The organism is Mesopusillimonas faecipullorum (genome assembly GCF_020539505.1).
Taxonomy (GTDB): Bacteria; Pseudomonadota; Gammaproteobacteria; order Burkholderiales; family Burkholderiaceae_B; genus Mesopusillimonas; species Mesopusillimonas faecipullorum.
Map to the genome: position 1 here is coordinate 77,239 of NZ_JACDXW010000003.1, position 25,229 is coordinate 102,467.

Genomic DNA, 25,229 nt, shown 5'->3' on the forward strand with positions numbered 1-25,229 from the left:
GAAGCATCCATTCGTAGAGCGAGAAAACGACATAATACATTCAGGCGGAGCGGAGCAACAGCCTTTCTTCTATTGCATCAGCCGCTCGCGCGGCTGACAAATGCAAAGAGCACAGACCCTCGTCTACAGTGGCTGCGGCGAGGTCTACTGATTGATTATTGGCTGGAAAAGACTGCTGCTATGCCGCCTGCCAAGCGGCGGCAATATCGCCGGCTGCACATACCTCGCCGAAAAGAAACTGAATATTGGTGAGACTGGCCTCGTGCAAAACGGGGCTGTGCGAGCCCACCGCATCACGAGCAACCACCGCGGTGTAACCCATGGCGTGCGCCTCGCGCACGGTGGATTCAACACACACCTGAGTTTGCACCCCCGTGAACACCAGGGTGCGCACACCTAAATCTTGAAGAACGCTACCCAAAGCGGTGCCCGTAAAGCCCGCATAGTTGTGCTTGATGACGATGGCCTCGCCCGCTTGCGGCTGAACGCCAAACCATTCGCTACCCCAAGTGCCCGGCTTGCAACATTCGGCAGTAATACCTCGCAGGGCCAATTTGCGGCGCATAGAGGCAGGGATTTTTTCAGTGGAATAGTCAGACCCCACCCACACCACCCGCACGCCGGCTTGACGGGCGCGCTGCACAAGCTCGGCAATGACAGGCACGACTGCCGCCGCACCCGAAACATCTTTGCCCATGACCTGATCTATATAGCCACCGGGCGCGCAGAAATCATTCTGCATGTCGATGACCACCAAGGCGCACTGTGAAGGCGCCAACTCGTTCACCCAAGGCAAATCGCTGTTTGATGCCATATGCGCGCCCTTTTAGCTCAGGTCCCAATACGACCCGCCCATGCCGCAGCGCATGGGCACGGAAGGTACGTAGAACACGCTTTCTGCTTTGGGGCGACCCGCTTCGGCAGCCGCACCCATCGCCACCAGCCAAGCCAGAAGCTCGCCGCCACCACCATCACCACCTTCAAGATATTTTTCAAAGGGAAGCTCGCGCGCTACGGTTTCGGTGTCTCCGGTTTCCAGCAAGCCCATGAACCAGCGGTCAAAATCTTCGTGCACCGTGAAATAGTCGACACCGCCGGGGTCATGCGACAAACCGCCGGTAGCCATGAGCACGACGCGCTCTTGCGAAGGGAACTCGCGCACGATGCGGGCAATTTGCCGCCCCACTTCGAGGCAGCGAGCCGACGAAGGCGTTGGAGGCACGATGGGATTCATGTGAATGGGGACGAACTTGATGTCGTAACGCGGGAACAAAAACTTGAGCGGCACAGACCAGTTATCGTCGAACAACAGTTTTTCTGCGAAGGCATGATTGATGCCCGCCTTGGCCGACTCGCGCACCAGTGCGCGGCCCATCTCGCGATGACCTTGCACTTGGTAGTCGGGCACATTCAACCAATCTTTGAACCAGGGGGCCGGGCCTTCCCATTGATCGCCAATACCGACACAGAAGTCAGGTACGTGACTCATGGGAAAGTTAAGCAAGTGATCGTTGGCCACACCGATCACAACATCTGGTTTGAGTTCGTCCATACGCCGCGTGAACTCAGCGTAACCGGCAAGCACGGCGTCTTGCTCCGATTTCGGGGCGCGATCTATCCAACCCGTCACGCCGGGTGCGTGGGCAATGCCCAGAGTAGCGACAAGCTGCGCCATCTTTTAACTCTCCTTTTGGCTGATACCCATTTTCTCGGCATAGAGGCGGGCGGCATCGCTATCGTTGTGGTTATAGCCGCCGCCCTTGAACAAACGGCTGATCTGCGGCAAGAAGTAGGGATGCACGCCTAATTCAGCCAGACGAGAGATATCCATACCGCGCCACGCCATACGCTCTTCCTGCGTGAGGCCGTAATCCTGCATGACGCGTTCGATGTCTTGTTGAAATAAGTGGTATTTATCAGCATCGCGACGCAGATCGAAAACCATCTGATTAGACGGCAATGTCTTATCGACATTTTGTATGCCCATCGATTTTTCTCCAATTCACGATTATTTATAAATAATCGATTTACTGTAGGGTCGTTTATAATGGGTGTCAAGCCAAGTACAAAAATCCTAGGGTTTTCCATGTCCACTTCGACTCGACTCGAAGCCTCCCTGACGCTCTCCGAAACCATTGCCGAAAGGCTGCGCGCCAATATCGCCAGCGGTCGCCTGATGCCAGGAACGCGCCTGCATCTGGATGATCTGCGCGCCGACTTCGGCGTCAGCCTCAGCCCACTGCGCGAGGCGCTGTCGCGTTTGAGTGCCGAAGGCTATGTGATGACCGAGGGTCGGCGCGGCTACACCGTAGCGCCGGTATCCCCAGACAATCTGCGCGAAGTCACACGCCTGCGTTGCGAGTTCGAAAGTTTTGCCCTGCGCGAATCCATACGTTTGGGCGACGATCAATGGGAAGGCGAGATCATTGCGGCTTTGTACCGACTGAACAAGCTTGAACGGGTCAATATCGAAGGGGAACAACTGGCCCTATGGGAATCCGCTCACGCGCATTTTCACCGCCAACTCATTTGTGCCTGCGATTTGCCTTTGTTGCTGCAATTTTGCGCCACGCTGCACGACCTTAACGACCGTTATCGCCGCATTTTCTTGCGCGATGTGCCCATAGACCGCGACGTACGACAAGAGCACGAGGCGCTCTGCGACGCCACCGTCAGTAAACGCGCTGATGATGCTTGCGACCTGCTGCGCCGGCATATCGAACGCAGCGCCGAATACGCTTTGCGTGCCTTGATGGCGCAGCAGACAGTCACTCAGTAGGCCGTCTTCACGGCCCCTGAAAGCGATGCGGGTGCTGCCGGCAAGCCCGGCACGGCCAGATGCTTAGCCTAGGTAAGCCACGCAGTCTATTTCGACCAGAACACCGGCGCGATGCGGCGTACCACCTATACAAGTGCGCGTGACTTTCTCGCCCTGCATGAATTCGCGAAAGGCCTCGTTGAAGGCCGCAAAATCAGTGGTGTTACGCAAGCAAACACGCATATTGACTACCTGCGCCATGCTCGCGCCACCGGCTTCTAGCACCGAGCGCAGATTGCTGAGCGTCTGACGCGTTTGCACCTGAATATCGTCAGAGACGACCTCGCGAGTTTTAGGGTCTAGCGGCCCTTGACCCGACAAGTAAAGAAAATCACCCGCACGAATGGCCTGCGCCAAGGGCGATGGCGTGCCTTGATTGGTAAAACCAGTGGTGGGCGCCGCGTCGGAATGAACAAGAATTTTGGGCATCTGGGTTCTCCGTAAGGGCTCAAGCCGCCTGACTGGCAGCTTCGCGCTTGGCAATGTTGGCCAGCTGCTCGGCACCGCGATTGGCAGCCGATAGGCCGCGAAACAGGAAACACAGGTTGACCACTGCCTGCATTTCTTCCCAAGTAGCGCCAGCACGACGTGCAGCAATACCATGCAATACCGATGCGTCGCTACCATCCATCAGCAACATGCCAAACAGCATTAACTGCGAGGTTTTGACGTCAAAACACTTGGGATACATGCCATGTTCACGCATGCGCTCTTGGATAGCCAACATTTCGGGGTCAAGCGCACCCGTGACATGCATGCGAGCTTCAATGCGGGGTGGGACGAAACCGAGCAAGTCTTCGTAGATGGCGCTGCGCGATTCCGCCGTCGTGGCGGGATCGGCGTAATCGCCCATGGCTTGGCGAACAACTTCCTTATCTATTCTGGGTGGCAGCATGCAAGTATCCTCTACGATAAATCGATTTATATTAAATAATCGATTTATCGTACTAGAAAAGTCACAGGCTGTCAGCTTCCGTCGCGGCCTGGCGCCACGGTGCCACACTTCTTGCAAGTGCGAAACTCGAGAGAATTGAAGAAATTATCGTAAGCGCGACTGACCGGGTCTTTGCGGTAGTCGTCGACGAAAAAGGTTTCTTCGTGCAACAGATGATCACACTGCGGACAGAACCAGTGAAATTTGTCGATTTCGCCAGGCTTGCGCACGCGTTCAATAATGAATTGAAAAGCATCGGGGGCAAAACGGGGGGAATGCGGCACGAAGGGCGGTTGATAAAGCACCGAGCCCTCTGGCACGTGGGCTACCTTCACCTCGCCCTCGGGGGTGCGATACATCAGATCTTGAAAGCCCTTAAGCGAATACTGGATTTCGTAGCTGGGGTTGATGTGAAACTCGCTGCGATATTCGCGCCCGCGCGCCACGAAAGCCAGTGTTTCGTCATCCAACCACAATTGATGGGTACGCTTACCGGTGTCCTTCAGATGCTGCATGACGGCATCCAGATCGACATTGGGCATTTTGAAGTTTTCAAGAATGATCATGCTGTCTCCTGCTCGACTTAGGGGTGGACTGCTAAGGCGCGTCATTCTGACACAATAACCGATAAATTACCAAAAAATCGATTTTATTGCGGGTGGCCGATAGCCGTGTGGTGACCTACCGCCCTTATCAGAAATATCCTGGCGTCAAGCCGTCTCGCGCTCTAGCCAGCTTAACCATTGCAAGGCCTGCTCGCGCGTATGGCCACACATGTCGGGGCTGGGCTGCAAAGACGCACAGACCTTAGGGCGCCCGGGGTGGCCGAAAATGCGACACCGCTCGTGTTCATCCAACTGCGCACAGCGCACCCCAGCGGGCTTGCCAAGCGGCATACCGGGAATCGGGCTGGAAATGGAAGGGGCAGTGCAACAGGCACCGCATTGGTCGCGGCAATTCATCGTCATCAGGCTCATTAGCCTGCCATGATAACGCGGCTGCCGCCCCCGTTTTCAGGTGAGCCGCGTAAAACCAGGTACCTGGCGCAGCACCCAGACCGTCGCCATCGACAAGCCAAAAACGATCAGGGCGGTTAGCGGTACCTGCCATACCGTGCTGGCCTGCGGCGCGTACCAGCCGGTTTGCTTGCCTATGTCCAGAAACACGGGGTGCACGAGGTAAATGCCGAAGGTCAGGGGAATCACAGCGGGTAAACGCGGCAGGCGACGTGCATTCAAGATCAGCTGAAACACGGCCAGAGACATCCACGGCACTGTCAGACTGAAAGCATCGTAAAAGTAAACGTTAAGAGACTCGGAAGTGGTCAGGGCACTGGCCCCCGCAGCTGTGAGCGCTGCCGCAAGCACAAACACCAGCCCCGGTAGTGGCAAGCGCAACTGGCCCTCGAACATCATGCGCCCCGCCATGAAATAGCCGATGTAAGGCAGGAACCACACCAGAAAAAAACCATAACCCGAGCCACTGATTTCACGGTGCAGCCCCTGCAAAGTCGCCAAAGCAAACACCACCAAAATCATGAACAAACGCTGCCGCACAGAACTCCCGCTATATAGCAACCTTAGGCATGGGGTAAAGAGGTACAAGCCCACCAGCATGTAGAGATACCACAAGTGGTAGTAAGGCTCGCCGCTCAGGGCCAAGCGCAGCCAATCTAGAGCATCGACGGACGCATCCTCAAGCCTATAGATATAGGCGCGCCACAACAGAAAAAGGGCAGACCAGAAAACAATGGCAGGCAGTATGCGTATCGCACGACGCTGATAAAAACGCCGAAAGCCTTCGCGCTTGGAAGGGTCGAGCAGCAAAGCGCCACTAATCATGACGAATACAGGCACACACCAGCGTGTGGCGGCATCGTACACATTAGCCCATTGCCACGCAGTAGAGCCGTAGTCGGTAGTGGAGGTTAAAGGAAAGGCGGCGCAATGCAGCAGCACCACTGCCAGCGCAGCCATCCAGCGGGCAGCATCAAGCCTGCCGTAATCAGTTTGCGTAACGCTCACTCGGGCTTGACGAATTTCAAAGTCATGCGGTCGCTCTCGCCTATGGCCTGGTACTTGGCCTTATCCGCCTCACCATTACGGTACGAGGGGGGCAAGGCCCACACGCCACCGGGGTGATCAGCGCTGTCTTTAGCGTTGGCGTTGATCTCGGAGCGGCCCACCAGCTTGAAACCTGCCCTCTGTACCAGGTCGATCACGTAGTCTTCATGCACGTAACCCGAGCTGGCTTTGGCATCTTGGGTACGCTGTGCAGGCAGGCGATGCTCTACCACGCCAAGATAGCCGCCTGGCTTCAGACTGCTATAGATACTGCGCAGCATGCCAAGCGCTGTGTCTTCGCTGTAATCCAGCCAATTGTGAACATTGCGGAAGGTGAGCACGCGGTCGACGGTGCCTGGCTCGGCCAGGGCCAGAGCATTAGGGGGTTCAAAAAAATTAACCTGAACTTTGTCGAACACCTCGGGCTTGGACGCGAGCTTTTCTTCGAACATCTTGGCATAGCGCTGATAGCGCTCTAGCTGAGAACGGCCATCATAGACCGCCGCAATATAACGCCCCTGCTCTCGAAGGTAAGGCGCCAGAATTTCGGTATACCAACCACCACCGGGGGAAATCTCCAGCACGGTCATGTTGGGCTTAATTTCGAAAAAGCTGAGGGTTTCGTAAGGGTGCCTGGCCTCGTCGCGCGCCACGAAAACCGGGGTGCGCACACTGCTATCAACAGCCGCTCGCAGCGGGTCGACAACTGGGGAAGTACTCTGCGCCCAAACGTTACCTACCAAGCCCAAAGTCAAGGACAGCAACAAGGCGCGTATCGGGAGTTTCATGTTTGTCCGCTTCCACGTGGTTTTTATGAAAACCATTTTATACACGTAGGCGGATCGGCGCTCTCAAGAAAAGTTCAGTATTGTGACTGAGCTTAAGCGCTTATGAAGGGTAGACGCAGACTCTGTCCCTACCCTGTTGCTTGGCTTGATACAAGGCCTGATCAGCCCTGCGCAGTATCTCTGAAACACCGATTTCCTTGCAACGGGGCGCGGCAATGCCTGCACTGACCGTTAGCACGACGGGCTCGTCGCCCAACATGACCGGATGAGCCTGCAAGCTTTCACGCAAACGTGCAAACACGCCCTCGGCGGCCTCTTCAGTTTTACCCTGCAACAAAATCAGAAACTCCTCACCGCCCAGTCGCCCCAATTGATCCATCCCCCGCAAGCAACTTCTCAGGTGCTTGCAAAAGTGCTGCAAAGCCAAATCGCCCCTCAGGTGCCCGTAGCTATCGTTGATACTCTTGAAGTAATCCAGATCCAGCATCATCACAACAAAACTGGGATCACTTTGCCGCCTGGCTGCCAGAGCCCGGCTCAAGCGCTCTACGATCTCTTTGCGGTTCCAGCACTCGGTTAAGGCATCGATTTTGGACAAGCGCACCACTTCGATTTCGGCTTTTTTACGCTCGGTGATGTCTATGCCGATGTTAAGAACACGGCCACCGTGCAAACGCACGTTAGACCATATGGTGTGCACACGTTCACCGTTACGGGCTCTGGGAGCCCACTCTTGGAAAGTCAGGCTGGGGCTGGAACTAACCGAGGCAATCACCTTCTTGCGGTCATCCAGGTCGGGGTAGAACAAGGATAAAGGCTCGGGATGCTCGAACACCTCTTGTTGATTCCAACCCAATCGGCGTTCGCACTCCTTATTCCACATGACACACTGCCCGTCTTCCTCAAAAGCGTTGAACAGCACTGGCGCGGACTGTAGCAAAGACTCGTACTGATCAACTGCCTCTTGCAAGCGCTCTAGCTTCTTTTCAAAGACACGCTTGCTGAACACTGCATAGCGCACGTGATGAAGCAAGGCCTGCAAAGCGGGTTCGTAGGCAGGGGCAGACACCGGGGGTTGGGCCAACACCCAAACAAGATGCCCGCAAGGCGATCCGTCGGGCAAAGCCAAAGCCCCTAGCAGGCATGCCTGCACCGGGTTTTGCAAAACTTCGGACAAGGTATTCAGCGCTTGCCCTTTGATCCACGCCACCGATTTTCCATCACCCAGTTCATCGTCAAATACGTGTGCGAGCTGCAACACGGCCGACCTTAACGTGACGCTTAGGCCTTCATCATGGAACAAACGCGGCTTTTCATCGGGCAGATCCAGATACGCCCAGGCATGGAGTATTCCCAGATCGTGAACGGCACGAGACACGGCAGACTGCAACCAAGCCACATCGGGAGGGAGTGCCATGAGTGCGCTGACGTGACGCAGGATTTCACCCTCTCGCACCGCCGGCGAGAAACCTGCATCACCCGTTGTAGAAGCATCGGAGATAAACATGGTCGTGGATGGACAGAGAGTATTGAGCTGGAAAGCAAGTCGATTGTAATAAACAGTCGTCAATCGTATATTCAAGAAATGAAAAGACCTTTCGGCGTAACGCCACCGCGTGACTAGGCCAGGATGGGGCAGTTGAGATGGAATGAAGCAAGGTGAAGGCGGTGCGTTATAGAATCATGGGGGAGGCCAGCTCGGCGTCGTCGCCAATGGCTTGTTGTCTGCTACGCACATCAAAGTCATAGCCATGCACAGTACCGAACACACGCATGCGAGTCGCCACTCGCATCACCCCGATCACTCTCATGCTCACTCGCATGACGCATGTTGTGCCACCCATCCTTCTACCGAGGCCAGCCGGCCTGCCGCTGCTGTGCCGCCCGGCGCGCTTTTGCTGCGCATCCCCCAAATGGACTGCTTGGTCGAAGAAGGACAAATACGCCAAGCACTGGCCCCTTTCAAACAGGTGCGCGGCTTGATCTTTGACTTGCCGGCTCGCACCTTGGCAGTGGAAGCGCCGGAGGGCAATTGGCATGCCGTGATAGACGCCATCAAAGGCATGGGCTTTGGCGTGGAAAAGCTAAGCGCCCCACCCTCTGCAGAGCAGATTGCACAGTCCCAGCGCCATCAACTTCTACGCCTCACCGCCGCGCTTTTCATTGCCGTTCTGGCAGAGCTATGCCATTTTCTGGCGCCCGCCGGCATGGTGTGGCAGCTCGTCGGCATGGCTGCCGCGCTGGCCGCCATCGCTTTATCGGGCTTGGGCGTCTTCCAAAAAGGCCTTGCCGCCTTATGGCGCGGGCATTTGAACATCAACGCGCTGATGAGCGTTGCCGTCAGCGGCGCATTTATTATCGGCCAGTGGCCAGAAGCCGCGATGGTGATGGCCTTGTATGCACTGGCCGAACTCATAGAAGCGCGTGCGGTAGAACGTGCCCGCAATGCCGTGGCAGGCCTGCTGTCGCTGTCCCCACCTCAGGCCGAAATACGCCAACCCAACGGTTCATGGCTGGCCATGGATGCCCAACACGTTACCGTAGGTGCTGTGGCAAGGGTGCGTCCCGGCGAACGCTTTGCCCTGGATGGCATCATCAGCGCAGGCGTCAGTGCGGTTGATCAATCGCCAGTCACCGGCGAAAGCATTCCCGTCGACAAAGGCCCCGGCGATACCGTATTCGCAGGCACCGTCAACCAAAGCGGCGCTTTGGAGTTCGTCGTTAGCAAACCCGCCAACGACACGCTGCTGGCACGCATTATCCATGCCGTCGAAGAGGCGCAAGGCCAGCGTGCACCCACACAACGTTTCGTCGACAAATTCGCTGCCATCTACACCCCTGCCGTATTTGTGCTTGCCCTTGCCGTTGCCATCGGTTTTCCGCTGCTGGCGGGCTGGCCCTGGCTGGATGCAATCTACCGGGCTTTGGTATTGCTGGTGATTGCTTGCCCTTGCGCGCTGGTCATCTCCACCCCTGTCACTGTCGTCAGTGGGCTGGCTGCCGCCGCCAGACGCGGCATACTCATAAAAGGTGGAGTCTATCTTGAGCAAGCACGCCACCTGAAAGTCTTGGCCCTAGATAAAACGGGCACCCTTACCCAAGGTAAACCGCAACTTGTTGCCCATCGTTTGCTTGTCACCGCACAACCCGAGGGCGAGATCTTATCGCTGGCACGCAGCCTTGCCCTGCGCTCCGACCATCCCGTTTCCAAAGCCTTGGCAGATGGTCTGCAAGTGCCCTCTACTGAGGTTCAGGCCTTCGGCGCCAAAATCGGTAAAGGGGTATTCGGTAATGTGGGAGGTCGCCGCTACACATTAGGCAACCACCGCTGGTTACACGAACAAGGCCTATGCTCGCCGCAAATTGAAGTCTTGATGCAAGAACATGAAGCCTTGGGCCGCAGCGTTTCGGTTCTGGCCGACGACACCCAAGCCTTGGCCTTATTTGCGGTTGCAGACACGATAAAACCCGACAGCCGGCAAGCGATTGTGCAGCTGAAAGCATTAGGGATACACCCCGTGATGCTGACAGGAGACAACGCCACGACAGCGCAGGCCATTGCGGCCCAGCTTGATATCGATGAAGTACGGGCCAGCTTGCTGCCTGAAGACAAGCTGCAGGCCGTGCACGAGCTGCAAGCGGCTCATGGCCCCCTTGGTATGGTGGGCGACGGCATCAACGATAGCCCGTCTTTAGCCGCCGCCCATATTGGTTATTCCATGGGGGCAACAGGCACCGATGCCGCCAAAGAGGCCGCCGACATCCTCATCATGAACGACGACCTGCGCCGCGTTGCAGAAACCATCAGACTTTCAAAAAAGACTCATGCCGTACTGTGGCAGAACATCAGCATGGCCCTGGGCATCAAGGCTGTCTTTTTCGTACTGGCCATTTTCGGCGACGCCACCATGTGGATGGCGGTGTTCGCAGATATGGGCGCCAGCCTGCTCGTGGTTTTCAACGGCCTCAGACTACTACGTGGGGTGAAGTAAGCCGCCTCACTGCGGGTCGGAGCCTTCGCGCCCCTTAAGCTCGGCAAACTTCGCCGCCATGGTGGGGTTGCCCCGCGTCAGCTTCTTGATCGTCAGGTCTTCCGCCTTGTCATTGGCCAAGCGCAGATTGTTCGCCGATTTGTACAAAGCATCCTTGGTTTTTTCCAGGTCTTTGATGGCCTCGTCTATGCGCTTCACGGCCTCTTCAAAGCCGTCGGAAGCCAAGCGCCAATTGCGCCCGAAAGCGTTCTTGAAATCATCCAGCTGGGTCTCGAACCGGGTGATATCCAGGTTTTGCGCCCTGACCAGTGCGAGTTCCGACTTATAAGTCAGTGACTTCATCGCCGCATTGCGCAGCAACGTAATGATGGGAATGAAAAACTGCGGCCGGATGACATACATCTTGGGGTAGCGATGAAAGACATCGACAATACCCGTGTTGTAGAGCTCGCTTTCAGGCTCCAACAAAGAGACTAGCACCGCGTACTCACACCCTTTCTCTGCGCGGTCTTTATCCAGCTCTTTTAGGAAGTCTTCATTCTTTTTCTTGGTAGCCGTTTCGTCGCTCTCGTTCTTCATCTCGAACATGATGGAGACTATCTCGGTGCCGTCCTCATCAAGGTCACGGAAGATATAGTCGCCCTTGCTACCCCCACGCGCATCGTTGTCTTTTTCGAAGTAAGCACGTGGAAAAGCCGTCGCCCGAATACGGTTGAACTCGGTCTCACAATGCAGTTCGAGCGTTTCGCCCACCATTTTGGTAGAAAGCCGCGCTTTCATATCGCGCAGGCGATCTATCATGCCGTCGCGGTCTTTGATCTGCGTTTCGTATTTTTCTTTTAGGGATTTTTCCGCAAGATCTTTCTCCAGCTGGGCACGCTGCAAGCTGCTTTTAAGCTCGTCGCGCTCGCGCTCGGCGGCATTGACCGCCTCGGTAACGGCCAAGCGCTGGGTAAGCTTGCTGGCATCAAGCTGCACTTTTAGATCTTGTATCTCTGCCTCTTTCGCCGCTGCCGTTTTTTGCAATTCGTTCAACAGTCGAGCTTCGGCAAGTTCGCTGGATGCCTGCTTGTCACGTTTGGCGCGCTCAAGCTCATTGGCCAGCGCGTCCCGCTCTTTTTCCACCGCACTCAAGGCCTCGGTGACCGCCAACTTGCGTGCCACCTCGCCTGCATCCAGCCTGGCTTTCAGCTCTTGGATCTCGGCGTCTTTGCTTGCCGCCGCTTTCTGCAGCTCGCCCGCCACCTTGGCTTGCGCCAGCTCTACCGCATTGCGTTTATCGCGCTCGGCCAGCTCCAGACGTTCGTGCAACTGCTTTTCAAAGTCGCTGTCGCGCACCTGCTTCAGAATGTCGGCGTAGCCCGCCTCGTCAATTTTGAAGGCTTTCCCGCAATGCGGGCAGATGATTTCATGCATGGTTTTCTCCCCAATGCGGGCAGTGTAGCTGGGTCGGCGGGGATACGCAGAGGGATGTGCCAACTTGTTTAAGTATCTTCTTTATCACTTCGGATGAATGGGAAGAACAAGCGAATACTCATACTCTGACATCCATCGCGACTTCCAGCTTCTGCAAGGCTGCGCTGATGTGGGCGGGCGAGTACCCGCGAGCGGCCAGGTTGGCGCGCAACAGATCGACTTCGATGGCGCGGTTGTGATCGCGCTTGCTCCAGTTGCCCAGATGTTCGTAGCCAAGGCCGCCATCGGCCAGTGGGGTGGTGAACAGCCGCGCCACGCGGTTTTGGCTGTTGCGCTCGGAGCGCGGCATGGGCTGGGTCATCGCATCATTCCTCGGTGCCATCATCCATAGGCTTGGCCAGCTCCCGCTCGATCTGTTCGATCGTCGGCAGGCCGGTTTGCAACTCTTGCGGCAGGGATTCCACCAGTTTGTATTCAGCAATGCCCATGGGCTGCGACTTATCGCCCAGGGCGTACTCGGCCACCACCTTGTTCTTGCTCTTGCACAGCAGCAGGCCGATACTCGGGTTATCCTGCGCGTGCTTCACCTGCCGATCCACTGCCGTCAGATAAAAGCCCAGTTGCCCCAGATGCTCGGGCTTGAACTTGCCGGCCTTCAGTTCGATCACCACGTAGCAGCGCAGCTTGAGGTGGTAGAACAACAGGTCGATGAAGAACTCTTCGCCGCCCACGTCCAGCAACACCTGCCGGCCCACGAAAGCAAAGCCCGCACCCAGCTCAAGCAGGAAATCGGTGACGTGCTGCACCAACGCGTTTTCGATCTCGCGTTCCTGTGCTTCCTCGCCCAGGCCGAGAAAATCGAAGCGGTACGGATCTTTCAGCGACTCGATGGCCAGATCGGATTGCGGTGCTGGCAGGCGCTGATTGAAGTTGGTAACGGCTTTGCCCGTGCGCTCCAGCAGGCGGGTTTCGATGTGGATGTTCAGCACATTGCGCGACCAACCATGTTCGATGGCCGCGAGGGCATACGCCAAGCGCTCCGTTGGCGCTTTCAGGCGATCCAGCAATACCAGATTGTGACCCCAGGGCAATTGTGCAGCAGTCTGCTGCACAATTTCAGCGTCCGGCCAGGCCTCGGCAAACGCCCGCATGTACTTGAGGTTGCGCGGCGAAAAACCCTTCATCTCCGGGAAGGCGGCACGCAGGTCATGCGCCAGCCGCTCGATCACCTTTGCGCCCCAACCCTGCTCGGCCTGCCGCGCCAGGATGTCGCGGCCGATCTGCCAGTACAGACTCACCAGTTCCCGGTTGACCGCCAACGCCGCACGCTGCTGCACGGTGTGGATGCGTCCCTTCAGGTCAGCCAGCCAGTCGGCGTAGCCTTGCGGGGTGGAGGTTAGGGAGATTGGTTTGTCGGTCATCGGCTTTCCATCTTCTTTGTTATCCGTTGTTTCCCTTATTGGACATTCCTGTAGATCACACTGCGAAATGAGTTCTGAACCAGCGCCCATTTCCCGCCTGACTCCAGACGGCACATGGGCAATCCTTTTCCATCCTGATAGCCCGCCGACACTTTCAGCACCTCTTCGAAAACGTCATTTTCGGCGCTGAATGTTGCCCTGATGGTAACGGTGGAGTACGCAGGAGTGCGGTCTTCCACGTCTACGATCTGAAACGAAACAACCTTGTATTTTCCGAAATCCTGCTTTGCTTCTCCGGCTTTCTTTCCCATCGCCATGTCATAGGTGTGGGAAAGCGAGTCAGCCAGCGGAGCGAACCTCCCTAGCCTCCAGTTTTCCATGAACTCGGCCACCATGCGTTCTGGCGAATTCTCAGGCAGTGAGGACGATAATCCATCGCAGGGAAGGTATGCAAAATCCTCTTTTTCTCTCGGCTTCCAGGCATCAAGAAGTCGCTTGGTTTCCTGTGTTTTATTGAGCGACTGAAGCAGTTCGCTCCAGGTTGGTTCTTGCTTTGGTGTCGAGGTCTTCTTGCCTTCGGCCAGCGCCCCAGCCCAATCCCGTATTGCGAAAAATGCCGCCCACGTCTTCGCAGCTACGATACGGTTGTCGAATGCCAGCTCCCGCCCGTGAAGAATGCCGTGGCGGAATGGAACGGAAATGGATTCTTCGCTTGTCTTACCCCTGCCTTTGGTCATTAACGTCACCAAAGCCTGAAGCCCTGATTCGTGTGCCGCTATGCAATCCCATGCAGTCAAGTCTGCATTGTCAGCAAAGAGCCCCACATGCCGGGAAACATCGTTGGCCAAGCCATCCATCAAACTCAGCAACAACGGTGTGCAGGCGTGGTAACGCTCCGCCAGATAATCATCTTTTGCGAGCTCGATCAAGCGCATCCTTTTCCTGAACTCATCATGCCCATTGAACCGCACAATGCCCCACTTCAAGGTATCGGCATCGTAGGTGCTAACAAGATAATCTTCCGCAGCTTCCAAACCATGCGCCTCGAACCTTTCGATGGCATGTTTCATCACCTCCAGACTCATGGATTCATACGCAATCCAGCCTGATGAAGCAAAGAGTTCGTTGAAACGATCCGGTAGCAGGGAGATCTTGGATTGCTCCTTCAGCTCCGAGAGCTTTTCTGAAAAATCCGGGAGTCGCGGAAACGCTTGCTGAAGTAACGGGATAGCGTGCCATAGGCTTTCAATAGCACTGGCACCTTCAATAAGTCGAAGCATCTCAGCTATCGACTCGTTATCAGCAATGCGCTTCTTGTCTGTCATGAGGCTTCCTCATCAGCATCGGCATCGGCATCGGCATCGTTCAACGCATTCATACCAGCCTCGTCCTGCCAGTCAGCAGTTCCTGCATCATGGCCTGTTTGAGGGCGTGAGTCTTGATGCGACGGGTTTCGAGGGCGGTGGCGATGGCGTCCTGCTCCTCAATTGTCGGAACCTGGATCTTTACCCCCAACGCTACCCCCGAATTTTTCAGACCTCGACGAACAATAGGAACGCTCAGTAGACCGTATTGCTTACGCAACCCATTGATTTCAAATGAGCCAACCCGTCCACCAAGCGCTACTGAGCGCCACCGAGATCCAGCAAAAATCGTCAGACGTTGATCACACGTTTAAACGTTAAACAAGAAGTTCAACACATCCCCATCCTGTACCACATACTCCTTGCCTTCGGCGCGCATTTTGCCGGCTTCCTTTGCGCCTGATTCGCCTTTGAACTGTATGTAGTCGTCGTAAGCGATGGTTTGGGCGCGGATGAAGCCGCGTTCGAAGTCGGTGTGGATGACGCCTGCGGCTTTGGGGGCGGTGTCGCCGATGCGGATGGTCCAGGCGCGGACTTCTTTGACGCCGGCGGTGAAGTAGGTTTGCAGGCCCAGCAGCGAGTAGGCGGCGCGAATCACGCGGTTCAAGCCTGGCTCTTCCATGCCCAGGTCGGCCAGAAACTCAAGCTTGTCGGCGTCGTCAAGCTCGGCGATTTCAGCTTCGACGGCGGCACATACGGCTACGACCGGTGCGTTTTCGACAGCCGCATAGTCTTGTACGGCTTTCAAGTGGGGATTGTTTTCGAAGCCGTCTTCTTTGACGTTGGCGATATACATGCAGCGCTTGGCGGTGATGAAGCAGTATTGCTTGACCATGGCCAGTTCTTCTTCGTCCAGGCCCAGCGAACGGATGGTGCGTGCTTCGTTCAGGGCAGGGATGATTTTTTCAAGTACTGCCACCATTTTGATGGAGTCTTTGTCGCCGGAACGTGCGGTTTTCTGGTGACGCTGCAAGGCTTTCTCGGCAGTGGTCAAATCAGCCAGCGCCAACTCGGTGTTGATGACTTCAAGGTCGTCCAACGGGCTGATACGACCTGCCACGTGGATGACGTTGGGGTCTTCGAAACAACGCACCACTTGCACGATGGCATCGGTTTCGCGGATGTTGGCCAGGAACTGGTTGCCCAGGCCCTCGCCTTTGGAAGCCCCCGCCACCAAGCCGGCGATGTCGACAAACTCGACCACGGCGGGCAGCACGCGTTCGGGCTTAACGATTTCGGCCAGCGCGTCCAGGCGCGCATCGGGCACCTCTACCACCCCCACGTTGGGTTCTATGGTGCAGAACGGGTAGTTCTCGGCGGCGATGCCTGCCTTGGTCAGTGCGTTGAACAGGGTGGATTTACCGACGTTGGGTAGGCCAACGATGCCACATTGCAAAGCCATGAGTGTTCCAGTATTAAATCAGTGATCGGTTCAAGAAAGCGGCAACTCGCCGCCCAATAAAGTCAAAAGCAGAAAAATCAGCAATAACGGGCCGCCATTGAAAATGGCATGAAGGGCGATAGCGGCGCCTATGCCCCGGCGCACACGCAACCAGGCCAACACCAAGCCGGTTAGCCATTGCGGAGCCACCATAAGGGGCAGCAACCATAGCGGCGCCGATTGCAAAGAAAAATTATGCAGATGCACTGCGGCAAATGCCAGGCAAGCTAAATGCAGCACCCAGGGAAACCGGCGTCGGTAAGCCGCATGCCAGTGCAACGAGGGGCGCCAAACCAAAGACCTGCGTCCGTGCAACCACCAGCATAGCAAAACGCCCGCCCCTAATAGCAGCATGGCTTGCCACTTCGGCCCCATCAGCATCGCGGCTATCGCAAACGGCAATAGCCATAACGACTTAACGGGCTGGCGCAGGCCATAACGAAACACCAGCTCTTCGACTATGGGCGCCCATAGCAAGGCGTGCAGCCAGGGAATATTGTGGATGTCCAAGCGGTGTTGCGCACCCGCGGCAGACGCGGCGGATAAGGCCAGGGGGCCTAGCGCCAGCATGTTCAAAGCCCACAGCGCCAGCGCCCACTGAAGCAGGCGCTTCAAGGGTAAAGCCTGGAACCAGTCCAGATGCCATCCGTCACCCAACTGCCTGCCCGGCAAGCGCGGCCCCAATGTGGGGCGCACCGCAAAAGCCAGGAAATTCAGCAGTTCGTGCTTGAAAAGTGGACGGGCGCTATTCACTGGCGTTTATCACCGCTGTGCAAGACATGCATGGCGCGCTCAAACTCCCCGCTAAGCAGGTCAGGCACGACGGCCCTGCAGCGCGCGATAGCGTCGCCTATGGGGCCGGCTTCATCGGCTCGTGGGGGATGCAGCACAAAATTGGCGACCTGCTGTGCCAAGCCCAAGCTGCGCGGATGACCTATGCCTATACGTAAACGCCAGAAGGCCGGGCTACCCAGCACCGATTGGATGTCGCGCAAGCCATTGTGGCCCGCATGGCCCCCGCCCTGCTTAAGCTTGGCCTGACCGGGCGGCAAATCGAGTTCATCATGCAACACCAAGAGCTCTTCGGGCGCCAGCTTATAAAAGCGCATCAATGCCCCAACCGATTGACCAGAGCGATTCATGAAGGTGTTCGGCTTGGCAACCACGACAACCTGGCCGTCGAATCGGCCCTTGGCTACCCAGGCATGAAAACTTTTGTCTTGGTTGAAATTGGCGCGCACGTCATCGGCCACGTGGTCGGCAAGCCAGAATCCGGCGTTGTGACGTGTGGCTTCGTATTCTGGGCCTGGATTGCCCAGACCAACGATCAGGCGTATGGGTGGTTTCAAGATAGTCCCCCATAAAACGCACCCCTGACAGCCGAGGGCCTCAGGGGTGGTTCAGAAAAAAAACCTGGACACGCCCGCGAGAGGTGGGCGTGCGGCAGCGGGCAAAGCTTATTCGCCAGCGTCTTCTTCGGTTTCTTCGGATTTAGCGCCGCCGGCCACCACGGCCAGAGCCAGCACTGGGTTGTCATCACCATGCACAACAGCGGTAACGCCCTTGGGCAAGGCAACGTCGGCCAGGTGCACCGAAGCACCGGCTTCGAGCTTGGACAGATCGACTTCGATGGCTGTGGGCAAGTCGGCTGGCAAGCAGGTGACTTCGAGTTCGGTAGCGATTTGGCTAATCATGGCGCCGCCCAGCTTCACTGCGGGCGAGTTGTCGCCATTGAGGAAGTGCAGGGGAACCTTGGTCGTGATGGACTCAGTAGCGCTGACGCGTTGGAAGTCGATGTGCAGGACTTGTTGCTTGTAGGGGTGCCATTGCACGGCACGCAGCAGCACGGACTGGGTCTTGCCTTCGAATTCCATATCGAGAATGGAAGCGTGGAAGGCTTCTTTACGCAGGGCGTGGTAGATCTCGTTGTGGTCGAGTTCGATGTTCAGAGGCTGTTCTTGACCACCGTAGACGATGGCGGGAACACGCCCGGCGCGGCGCAGGCGGCGGCTCGCACTCGAACCCTGGACGCTACGCGATGTGGCATTGAATTTCATGGATGACTCCGTTTTGGGGCTAAGCCCCGATCAAGAAAAGTGTGGCTGAGCCACACACAAGGCTTCAGGTGCCGCGACCAGCACCTGAAACAAAAAATTTATTCGACGAACAGCGAGCTGACGGATTCTTCGTTGGAAATGCGCAGCATGGTTTCACCCAGCAAGGAGGCGCAAGACAACTGGCGAATCTTGGCGCAAGCGACGCCTTCTTCGGAAAGTGGGATGCTGTTGGTGACGACGAGTTCGTCGAGTTCGGAAGCGGCGATGCGCTGTACCGCGCCACCCGACAACACCGGGTGCGTACAGTAGGCAAAGACTTTTGTGGCGCCGCGCTCTTTGAGCGCTTGGGCCGCTTTGCACAGCGTGCCGGCCGTATCCACCATGTCATCCATGATGATGCAAGTACGACCGTCGATATCGCCGATGATGTTCATGACTTCGGAGACATTGGCACGCGGGCGACGTTTGTCGATGATGGCCAGGTCGACTTCGAGGCGCTTGGCCAACGCCCGGGCACGCACCACGCCACCGATATCGGGAGACACCACCACCACGTTCTCGTGGTTGCAGCGCCAGATATCGCTAAGCAATAGAGGGCCGGCGTAAATGTTGTCGACAGGAATATCAAAAAAGCCCTGGATCTGATCAGCGTGAAGGTCCATGGTCATGACGCGATCGACGCCTACGACTTGCAGCATATTGGCCACGACTTTGGCCGAGATGGACACGCGCGCCGAGCGGGGGCGGCGGTCTTGGCGGGCATAACCAAAGTAAGGAATGGCAGCCGTAATGCGACCGGCCGATGCGCGACGCAAGGCGTCAACCATTACCATGACTTCCATGAGGTTGTCGTTGGTGGGCGCACAGGTGGGCTGCAAAACGAAGACATCCTTACCACGAACGTTCTCGTTGATCTCAACCATGACTTCGCCGTCGGAGAAACGGCCTACCGCCATTTTGCCCAGGGACATGCCTAGATGGTTGACGACATCGACCGCCAAACGGGGGTTGGCGGTGCCTGTGAAGATCATGAATCTGTCGTGTGCCATGATGGATGGTGAGGATCCGGTGGCGTCAACAACAAAGCTGTTGACCGCACCCCGATGACGCAGGGCCGACTCAACAGCTTTGTGATGACTACAGCCGCCCTAGCAGGGCTAGCCATTTAAATTGGCTGGGGAAGAAGGATTCGAACCTTCGCATGCTGGAATCAAAATCCAGTGCCTTAACCAGCTTGGCGATTCCCCAAATGTTATGACTACCAATAACGTAGCGGGTGATCTTGCAAACCAACGCAAGCCCAAACCTGACGTATAGCGCTTAAAGGCATACTACCAGTTGAGTTGCTGCTTTCTTGCAAACTGACTGCTATTTTACCGGCAATTTGCTTTTGATTGGAACTGGCTTGTTGCAAGTCGGGATACTGCGCGAACATGCAAGCACCAGAACCTGTCATCCGGGCCACGACACCTTGCTGCGCAAGCCACTTTTGGGCTGCCTGCACTGCTGGGTATCTTGCCATGACAACGGGCTCAAGATCGTTTTTGCCAAAAAAGCTTTCACAATCTTTTTGCCAATCAGCAAAGAACGTTATTTTGATCGATTCAGAATCTCTTGTCAACTCGGGTGCCGAAAAAACCTCGGGAGTCGACACAAAAGCATCAGGCTGCACCACTAAATAAGCACAGTCGGGTACCGGCACTGCCGTCAGCTGCTCGCCTATCCCTTCAGCAAAAGCCGGTTGCCCATACAGAAACACCGGAACATCCGCCCCCAGTTGCACGCCCAATCGGGCAAGAGCCGTTCTATCCAGCCCGGTCTGCCACAGACGGTTCAGGGCAATGAGTGTGGTGGCCGCGTCGCTAGACCCCCCACCTAAGCCCCCGCCTGCCGGAATATGCTTGCGACAAACGATATGCGCGCCCTGGCGCACACCGGTATGTTGCTGCAAGAGACGAGCCGCACGCAGCACAAGGTCTGACTCGGGCGGAATATCAAGGTCGTTCTCACAGCTAAGCTGCCCATCGCGACGCAGGTCGAAAGACAGCACATCGGATAGATCTATGAAACGAAAAACCGTTTGCAGCAAGTGATAGCCGTCGGGCCTGCGCCCCACAACATGCAGAAAAAGATTCAGCTTGGCGGGTGCGGGTACGTCGTAAAGCATGGGGTATTGAACTTGGCTTAAGGCTCAGGGTTGAGAGGCGTCGACGACCAGGCGTACGCTGATCTGCCGCCCTGCCTCTTGGCGCGAAAGTCGCAGCAGGCGTGGGCCCTGAGTATCGTAGCGGCTCAGCACAACAGACCACCCTTCTTGCCGGAAACTTTCCGGGCGCTTTTGTTCGTCGAGCTTTACCTCTTGAGCTGGCTCGGGGCCCAGCTGCCCACGCAGCCAGTAACGCAACTGCGCCACAGGCACCGGGCTACCAAGCACTTGTTCGAGTAGTGCGTCGGCGGTGGCCGCATGAATTTCATCGCCTTCGGCAGGCGTAAGACGAGCGTGCCCCGGCTGGACTTGCACACGCGCCAAGGTAGCCCCCATAGGCGTGGCCAAATCTACCTTCAGCACCTTGCCGGCATCCTGCCAAGCAAAACCACCCTGCGCTGCTTGCTGAGGCTCGCCCGGAATGTCTGCACTCACGGCAAAGCGCCCGACGCGCTCGAACATGCTTGCCGCTGGTTCGCCGCCTATGTATTGGGGCGTAGCGCAAGCCGCCAAACACAGTGACAAGACAACTATCGCCAGGCGCTTAAAGTCACGCATCACAGCTTGACCTCTAGGCGACGCAGTGTCCTGAGCACCACATCGTTCTCGGGCTCTTTAGCCAAAGCCTCACGCCATATGCGTTTGGCCTCATCGCGCCGGCCTTGCTTCCAGAGCACTTCACCCAAATGCGCGGCAACGTCGGCAGCGGGCAGCAATTGGTAAGAGCGTTCGAGATAGCGCAGCGCCGTCGCCAAGTCGCCAACACGGTAGTAATACCAGCCTATGCTGTCCAGGATATACGGGTTGTCTGGTTCGAGCTGCAAAGCCCTTTCAAGCAACTGTCCCGCTTCGGGCAGCCGCACGTTTTGATCGGCAAAGGTGTAACCCAAAGAGTTCAATGCATTGGCGTGCTCGGCATCCAGTGCGATGATCTCGCGCATCATGCGCTCGAAATCCTCGAAGCGCCCCTGCCGCTCGTACATCATGCCCAAATCGTATTTGATCTCTATGGTGTCCGGCAGTCGGCGATCACCCTTTTCCAGCAGTTCGACGGCTTGCTCGCTGCGCCCCGCATCGCGGTAGATGGACGCTTGCGTCAGCATCAACACCGCCTGCTCTTCGTCGCTGCGAGGTTGCAGGGCATCCAGGGTGCGCAAGGCCTCGGCCAAGTTACCCAGCTGACCATGCAAGACAGCCTTATGGATTTGCGCCTGAAACACCAAGGTCGGATCTTCTACCAGATCCAGTTGCTCGATGGCGTCGTGCACATTGCCTTCTTTTTCGGCTATTTGCACCAACAATAGACGAGCGTCTGAGGCATCAGAGGCGGCACTACTGCTTTGATCATTGACCGCTGCGCGCCGCTGCGTTTGAACTTGTATGTAAGCGTGTAGCAACTCTTTGGCGCGAGCCAAACGCCCGGCCTGCAAATTGAGCTCGGCCTCTACGCGCATCAGGTCGAAGTCCTCAGGTGCCCGCTGCTGCAGTTGGCCGACCAAGGTCAACGCTTCGTCTACGCGGCCTTGTCGCGCCAGATGAGAAGCCAACTGCATGGCGAGCTTGTCGGCATTAGGGTGGCGCACCAGGAAGGCTCGCGCTTGTTCTATTGCCTGTGCAGGATCAACGCCCAGGCCGTACTCAAGCATGCGCTGCGCCGCACCCTCAAGATTGGGATCAAGCTGCAAAGCGTGGCGCGCCTCTTGGAGCGCGCGCGCGGCCTGCCCCGCAGCCCAAGCCGCATCAGAAAGCGCCAAATGCGCGACCGGCAACTCGCGCATCTCTTCGGTGAGGGTTTGGTCGAGCACGCTCAGTGCCGCCTGCTTATCGTTGAGCTTACTGACAATGGCGGCGGCCTGCATGATGGCCAGTTCGGCGTTTTCGGCCCGCTCGATACGGGCACGCAGGGCACCCGCCATGCCAGAGGTACGCCCGTTTGACGCCGCCAAGGCCATGGCACTGGCCACAGCTTCTTCGTCATCGGGTGCCAGCAACACCCACTGTTGAGCGGCGCGCTGAGCGCGTTCCATATTGCGGGCCAACACCGAAGCCTGGAAAGCTTTCTGCGCTAAACGCGGATCGGAAGTGTCGCGCGCCAAGCCGAAGAACCAACCGCTGGCCATATCGAAATGCCCGCGATGCGCGGCGATTTCCGCAGAAAGCACGCGATAGAGCAATTCGCCCGTGAGCTTGACAGCAGGTAGCTGGCCGGGCCGCAGTCGGATTTCCTCCACGGGCGTTTCGGGCCGCAGGAACTCCTGTGCCTGTACCGCAGGCAAAACTGTGCTGCACAGAACCGAGGAAAACAAAAATAGAGAGGAGAGTTTCATGCAGGAAAAAACGCCCTGACACATGTTGGGGGAAAACCTGCAAACCTTGCAGCGGGATAAGCTTAGGGTTTCCGTCGTAACTGAGCCGGACAAAGCAAATTAAACTAGCGCATTCAAGTTATGCATGTTAGCACCCCGCCATGCCCGAATTACCGGAAGTTGAAACCACTCGTCGCGGAATAGCGACGGTCATGACCGGCCAAACCCTGCGTCGGCTTGTCGTTCACGAGCCCCGCATGCGCTGGCCTATCCCAGAAGGCCTCTCGGTGCTGGTGGACGGCCAAGTTGTACGGCGCTGTGACCGCCGCGGCAAATACTTGTTGTTGCACTTCGACCATGGCTGTCTGATCGTTCATCTGGGCATGTCCGGCTCTTTGCGTCGCGCGCCGCTGGATGAGGACAAGCGCAAACATGACCACGTAGAGTGGCGGTTTGATGACGCCCGGTTTTTATTGCACGACCCCCGCCGCTTCGGCGCCGTGCTTTGGCACGACGCGAGTGCCGGCCCGATAGAACAGCACCCCTTGTTAGCGGGGCTGGGAGTAGAACCGCTGGGGCCGGACTTTACCGCGGACCATTTGTATCAGCATCTGCGCGGCAAGCAGCAAGCCATTAAACCCGCACTACTGGCGGGCAATATTGTCGTGGGCGTGGGCAATATCTATGCTTGCGAGTCTTTGTTTCGTGCGCGTATTCACCCCGCCACCCCAGCCGGTCGGATTGCTTTGGTCCGTATTCAGCGCCTGCACGCTGCCATACAGGCCACACTGCAAGACGCCCTGACCTCAGGAGGCAGCACACTGCGCGACTATGTGAATGCCTCAGGGCAGCCCGGCGCCTACTTTGAAATTCATGCGGCGGTCTATGACCGGGCCGGCCAGCCTTGCCGGGTTTGCGCCACCCCTATCAAACGCATAGTGCAGGGCCAGCGTGCCACCTACTACTGCCCCACCTGCCAGAAGCGATAACCCTAAAAAATTAGTAATAGACAAATTGATTCAACTAAAACTAAAATCAATCCATAACGGGCTTTAAGAAAATAGCGTTCAAAAACCATCACGCCCGCCCCTGATTCCCCATACCAACCGGAGACACACTCATGTCTTCCCTTGTTTATCAGAGCGGTTTTTGCAACGACTGGGCTACAGAAGCGCTTGCGGGCGCTTTACCCATAGGCCGGAATTCGCCCCAGCGCTGCGCCTACGGTTTATACGCAGAGCAGCTCTCGGGCACCGCCTTTACAGCGCCACGCGCTGATAACCGTCGCAGTTGGTTATATCGCATCCGCCCCTCGGCAGCGGGTCTTCAAGCCCCGGAACTTTACGAGCAGGCCTCGTGGTCGGCCGATTTCGGTAGCGGCCCGTTTTCACCAGAACCCATGCGCTGGTCCCCTCTCGCTCCGCCAAACGCCCCTACTGATTTCATAGACGGCATCCATACCTGGGCAGGCAACAGCAGCCCCGCCGATCTCTCGGGCGTGGGCATACACCTGTACGCCGCTACTGCCGACATGCACGCGCGCTATTTTTACAATGCCGACGCCGAAATGCTGATCGTGCCACAGCAAGGGCGCCTAAGCGCTTTTACCGAGTTAGGCATACTTGAGGTCGCTCCTTGTGAAATTCTCGTTATCCCTCGTGGCATACGTTTTCAGATGCGACTGCCCGACGGGCACGCACGCGGCTATCTGCTAGAAAATTACGGTGCGCCATTACGCCTGCCCGAGCTTGGTCCCATGGGTTCCAATGGTTTAGCCAACGCCCGAGACTTTCAAACACCCGTGGCCGCCTACGAAGATAAGGACGGCGCATTCGAACTGATTGCGCGCTTTGGCGGGGCGCTTTGGCGGTCAGCCATAGATCACTCGCCGCTGGATGTGGTGGCCTGGCACGGTACGCATGCGCCTTACAAGTATGACTTACGCCATTTCAACGCCATGGGCTCAGTCAGCTTCGATCACCCCGACCCCAGTATTTTCACGGTCTTGACTTCGCCCTCCGATACCCCCGGCGTCGCCAACCTGGATTTCGTCATCTTCCCCCCCCGTATTCTGGCGATGGAAAACACCTTCCGCCCTCCTTGGTTTCACCGCAACGTAGCCAGCGAGTTCATGGGCTTGATTCAAGGCGTGTACGATGCCAAGGCAGAAGGTTTCGAGCCCGGCGGCGCAAGTCTGCACAATTGCATGACGCCTCACGGGCCAGACGCCCAGACCTTCCGTCACGCCAGCGAACTGGATACCCGCCAACCGCAATATCTGCGAGAGACACTGGCTTTCATGTTTGAAACTCGGCGCGTCATTCGGCCCACACCCGCAGCCCTGGCGTCGCCCCTGCGGCAACGCAACTATCTCGCTTGTTGGGACGGCTTGCAACGCAACTTTAATCCGCAACAGCCTTGAA

26 protein-coding genes and 1 tRNA gene are annotated in these 25,229 nt (G+C 57.0%); 4 read left to right on the forward strand and 23 right to left on the reverse strand.

Annotated features, from left to right (window positions below):
* Positions 1 to 178: 178 nt before the first annotated feature.
* From H0484_RS06855 to H0484_RS06865, 3 genes are read right to left on the reverse strand one after another with little or no spacing between them, the layout of a single operon-like run.
* Positions 179 to 814, reverse strand: coding sequence for a cysteine hydrolase family protein (locus H0484_RS06855; protein ID WP_226953805.1), 636 nt, complete (start codon positions 812 to 814; stop codon positions 179 to 181).
* A 12-nt stretch (positions 815 to 826) separates the two neighbouring features.
* Positions 827 to 1,675, reverse strand: coding sequence for a DODA-type extradiol aromatic ring-opening family dioxygenase (locus H0484_RS06860; RefSeq protein ID WP_226953806.1), 849 nt, complete (start codon positions 1,673 to 1,675; stop codon positions 827 to 829).
* Between the two features lie 3 nt (positions 1,676 to 1,678).
* Positions 1,679 to 1,987: a hypothetical protein gene (locus tag H0484_RS06865; RefSeq protein WP_226953807.1), complete on the reverse strand. Its 309-nt coding sequence runs from the start codon at positions 1,985 to 1,987 to the stop codon at positions 1,679 to 1,681.
* 99 nt (positions 1,988 to 2,086) lie between these two features.
* Here H0484_RS06865 and H0484_RS06870 point away from each other — a divergent pair, with 99 nt between their 5' ends.
* Complete coding sequence (locus H0484_RS06870) at positions 2,087 to 2,779, forward strand: GntR family transcriptional regulator (protein WP_226953808.1); 693 nt, start codon at positions 2,087 to 2,089, stop codon at positions 2,777 to 2,779.
* A 63-nt stretch (positions 2,780 to 2,842) separates the two neighbouring features.
* On the opposite strand, the gene H0484_RS06875 is transcribed toward H0484_RS06870, so the two are convergent.
* The 7 genes from H0484_RS06875 to H0484_RS06905 form a co-directional block, all read right to left on the reverse strand.
* On the reverse strand, positions 2,843 to 3,247 hold the full coding sequence (locus H0484_RS06875; protein WP_226953809.1) for a RidA family protein: 405 nt from the start codon (positions 3,245 to 3,247) through the stop codon (positions 2,843 to 2,845).
* A 19-nt stretch (positions 3,248 to 3,266) separates the two neighbouring features.
* Complete coding sequence (locus H0484_RS06880; protein WP_226953810.1) at positions 3,267 to 3,713, reverse strand: carboxymuconolactone decarboxylase family protein; 447 nt, start codon at positions 3,711 to 3,713, stop codon at positions 3,267 to 3,269.
* 71 nt (positions 3,714 to 3,784) lie between these two features.
* Entirely contained in the window at positions 3,785 to 4,318 is a 534-nt protein-coding gene (locus H0484_RS06885; RefSeq protein ID WP_226953811.1) for a 3-hydroxyanthranilate 3,4-dioxygenase, read from the reverse strand.
* Between the two features lie 144 nt (positions 4,319 to 4,462).
* The gene (locus H0484_RS06890; protein WP_390624824.1) at positions 4,463 to 4,714 is read right to left on the reverse strand and encodes a YkgJ family cysteine cluster protein; all 252 of its coding nucleotides are present in this window, start codon (positions 4,712 to 4,714) and stop codon (positions 4,463 to 4,465) included.
* Positions 4,715 to 4,765: 51 nt separating this feature from the next.
* A complete protein-coding gene (locus tag H0484_RS06895) occupies positions 4,766 to 5,776 on the reverse strand; it encodes an acyltransferase (RefSeq protein WP_226953813.1) in 1,011 nt (336 codons plus the stop codon).
* Positions 5,773 to 6,603 (reverse strand): class I SAM-dependent methyltransferase, encoded by an 831-nt coding sequence (locus tag H0484_RS06900; protein WP_226953814.1) that lies wholly within the window; start codon positions 6,601 to 6,603, stop codon positions 5,773 to 5,775. Before H0484_RS06900 ends, H0484_RS06895 begins: the two co-directional genes overlap by 4 nt.
* Positions 6,604 to 6,703: 100 nt before the next feature.
* Positions 6,704 to 8,110 carry a GGDEF domain-containing protein gene (locus H0484_RS06905; protein ID WP_226953815.1) on the reverse strand — a complete coding sequence of 469 codons (1,407 nt, stop codon included), beginning with the start codon at positions 8,108 to 8,110 and terminating at the stop codon, positions 6,704 to 6,706.
* Between the two features lie 244 nt (positions 8,111 to 8,354).
* Here H0484_RS06905 and H0484_RS06910 point away from each other — a divergent pair, with 244 nt between their 5' ends.
* Positions 8,355 to 10,595: a heavy metal translocating P-type ATPase gene (locus H0484_RS06910; protein WP_226953816.1), complete on the forward strand. Its 2,241-nt coding sequence runs from the start codon at positions 8,355 to 8,357 to the stop codon at positions 10,593 to 10,595.
* 6 nt (positions 10,596 to 10,601) lie between these two features.
* Here the strand turns inward: H0484_RS06910 and H0484_RS06915 are convergent, their stop codons facing one another.
* From H0484_RS06915 to H0484_RS06975, 13 genes are all read right to left on the reverse strand, one after another.
* Positions 10,602 to 12,011: a DUF2130 domain-containing protein gene (locus tag H0484_RS06915; RefSeq protein WP_226953817.1), complete on the reverse strand. Its 1,410-nt coding sequence runs from the start codon at positions 12,009 to 12,011 to the stop codon at positions 10,602 to 10,604.
* Between the two features lie 118 nt (positions 12,012 to 12,129).
* A complete protein-coding gene (locus tag H0484_RS06920) occupies positions 12,130 to 12,372 on the reverse strand; it encodes a hypothetical protein (RefSeq protein WP_226953818.1) in 243 nt (80 codons plus the stop codon).
* A 4-nt stretch (positions 12,373 to 12,376) separates the two neighbouring features.
* Positions 12,377 to 13,432: a PDDEXK nuclease domain-containing protein gene (locus tag H0484_RS06925; protein ID WP_226953819.1), complete on the reverse strand. Its 1,056-nt coding sequence runs from the start codon at positions 13,430 to 13,432 to the stop codon at positions 12,377 to 12,379.
* A 35-nt stretch (positions 13,433 to 13,467) separates the two neighbouring features.
* Complete coding sequence (locus H0484_RS06930) at positions 13,468 to 14,757, reverse strand: hypothetical protein (RefSeq protein WP_226953820.1); 1,290 nt, start codon at positions 14,755 to 14,757, stop codon at positions 13,468 to 13,470.
* A gap of 349 nt (positions 14,758 to 15,106) precedes the next feature.
* Positions 15,107 to 16,198, reverse strand: coding sequence for a redox-regulated ATPase YchF (gene ychF / locus H0484_RS06935; RefSeq protein WP_226953821.1), 1,092 nt, complete (start codon positions 16,196 to 16,198; stop codon positions 15,107 to 15,109).
* Positions 16,199 to 16,228: 30 nt separating this feature from the next.
* Entirely contained in the window at positions 16,229 to 16,990 is a 762-nt protein-coding gene (locus H0484_RS06940; RefSeq protein ID WP_226953822.1) for a CPBP family glutamic-type intramembrane protease, read from the reverse strand.
* Positions 16,987 to 17,586 carry an aminoacyl-tRNA hydrolase gene (pth, locus tag H0484_RS06945; RefSeq protein WP_226953823.1) on the reverse strand — a complete coding sequence of 200 codons (600 nt, stop codon included), beginning with the start codon at positions 17,584 to 17,586 and terminating at the stop codon, positions 16,987 to 16,989. The genes H0484_RS06940 and pth overlap by 4 nt, the downstream gene beginning before the upstream one ends.
* Positions 17,587 to 17,694: 108 nt before the next feature.
* Positions 17,695 to 18,294 carry a 50S ribosomal protein L25/general stress protein Ctc gene (locus H0484_RS06950; protein WP_226953824.1) on the reverse strand — a complete coding sequence of 200 codons (600 nt, stop codon included), beginning with the start codon at positions 18,292 to 18,294 and terminating at the stop codon, positions 17,695 to 17,697.
* 98 nt (positions 18,295 to 18,392) lie between these two features.
* Positions 18,393 to 19,343, reverse strand: coding sequence for a ribose-phosphate pyrophosphokinase (locus tag H0484_RS06955; RefSeq protein ID WP_226953825.1), 951 nt, complete (start codon positions 19,341 to 19,343; stop codon positions 18,393 to 18,395).
* A 122-nt stretch (positions 19,344 to 19,465) separates the two neighbouring features.
* A tRNA-Gln gene (locus H0484_RS06960) sits at positions 19,466 to 19,542 on the reverse strand.
* Between the two features lie 10 nt (positions 19,543 to 19,552).
* Complete coding sequence (ispE, locus tag H0484_RS06965; protein ID WP_226953826.1) at positions 19,553 to 20,461, reverse strand: 4-(cytidine 5'-diphospho)-2-C-methyl-D-erythritol kinase; 909 nt, start codon at positions 20,459 to 20,461, stop codon at positions 19,553 to 19,555.
* Positions 20,462 to 20,485: 24 nt separating this feature from the next.
* On the reverse strand, positions 20,486 to 21,058 hold the full coding sequence (gene lolB / locus H0484_RS06970) for a lipoprotein insertase outer membrane protein LolB (protein WP_226953827.1): 573 nt from the start codon (positions 21,056 to 21,058) through the stop codon (positions 20,486 to 20,488).
* On the reverse strand, positions 21,058 to 22,827 hold the full coding sequence (locus tag H0484_RS06975) for a tetratricopeptide repeat protein (protein ID WP_226953828.1): 1,770 nt from the start codon (positions 22,825 to 22,827) through the stop codon (positions 21,058 to 21,060). The genes lolB and H0484_RS06975 overlap by 1 nt, the downstream gene beginning before the upstream one ends.
* A 140-nt stretch (positions 22,828 to 22,967) precedes the next feature.
* Here H0484_RS06975 and mutM point away from each other — a divergent pair, with 140 nt between their 5' ends.
* Both mutM and hmgA read left to right on the forward strand, forming a co-directional pair.
* On the forward strand, positions 22,968 to 23,795 hold the full coding sequence (gene mutM, locus H0484_RS06980; RefSeq protein ID WP_226953829.1) for a bifunctional DNA-formamidopyrimidine glycosylase/DNA-(apurinic or apyrimidinic site) lyase: 828 nt from the start codon (positions 22,968 to 22,970) through the stop codon (positions 23,793 to 23,795).
* 131 nt (positions 23,796 to 23,926) lie between these two features.
* Positions 23,927 to 25,228, forward strand: coding sequence for a homogentisate 1,2-dioxygenase (gene hmgA / locus H0484_RS06985; RefSeq protein ID WP_226953830.1), 1,302 nt, complete (start codon positions 23,927 to 23,929; stop codon positions 25,226 to 25,228).
* Position 25,229: the final 1 nt, after the last annotated feature.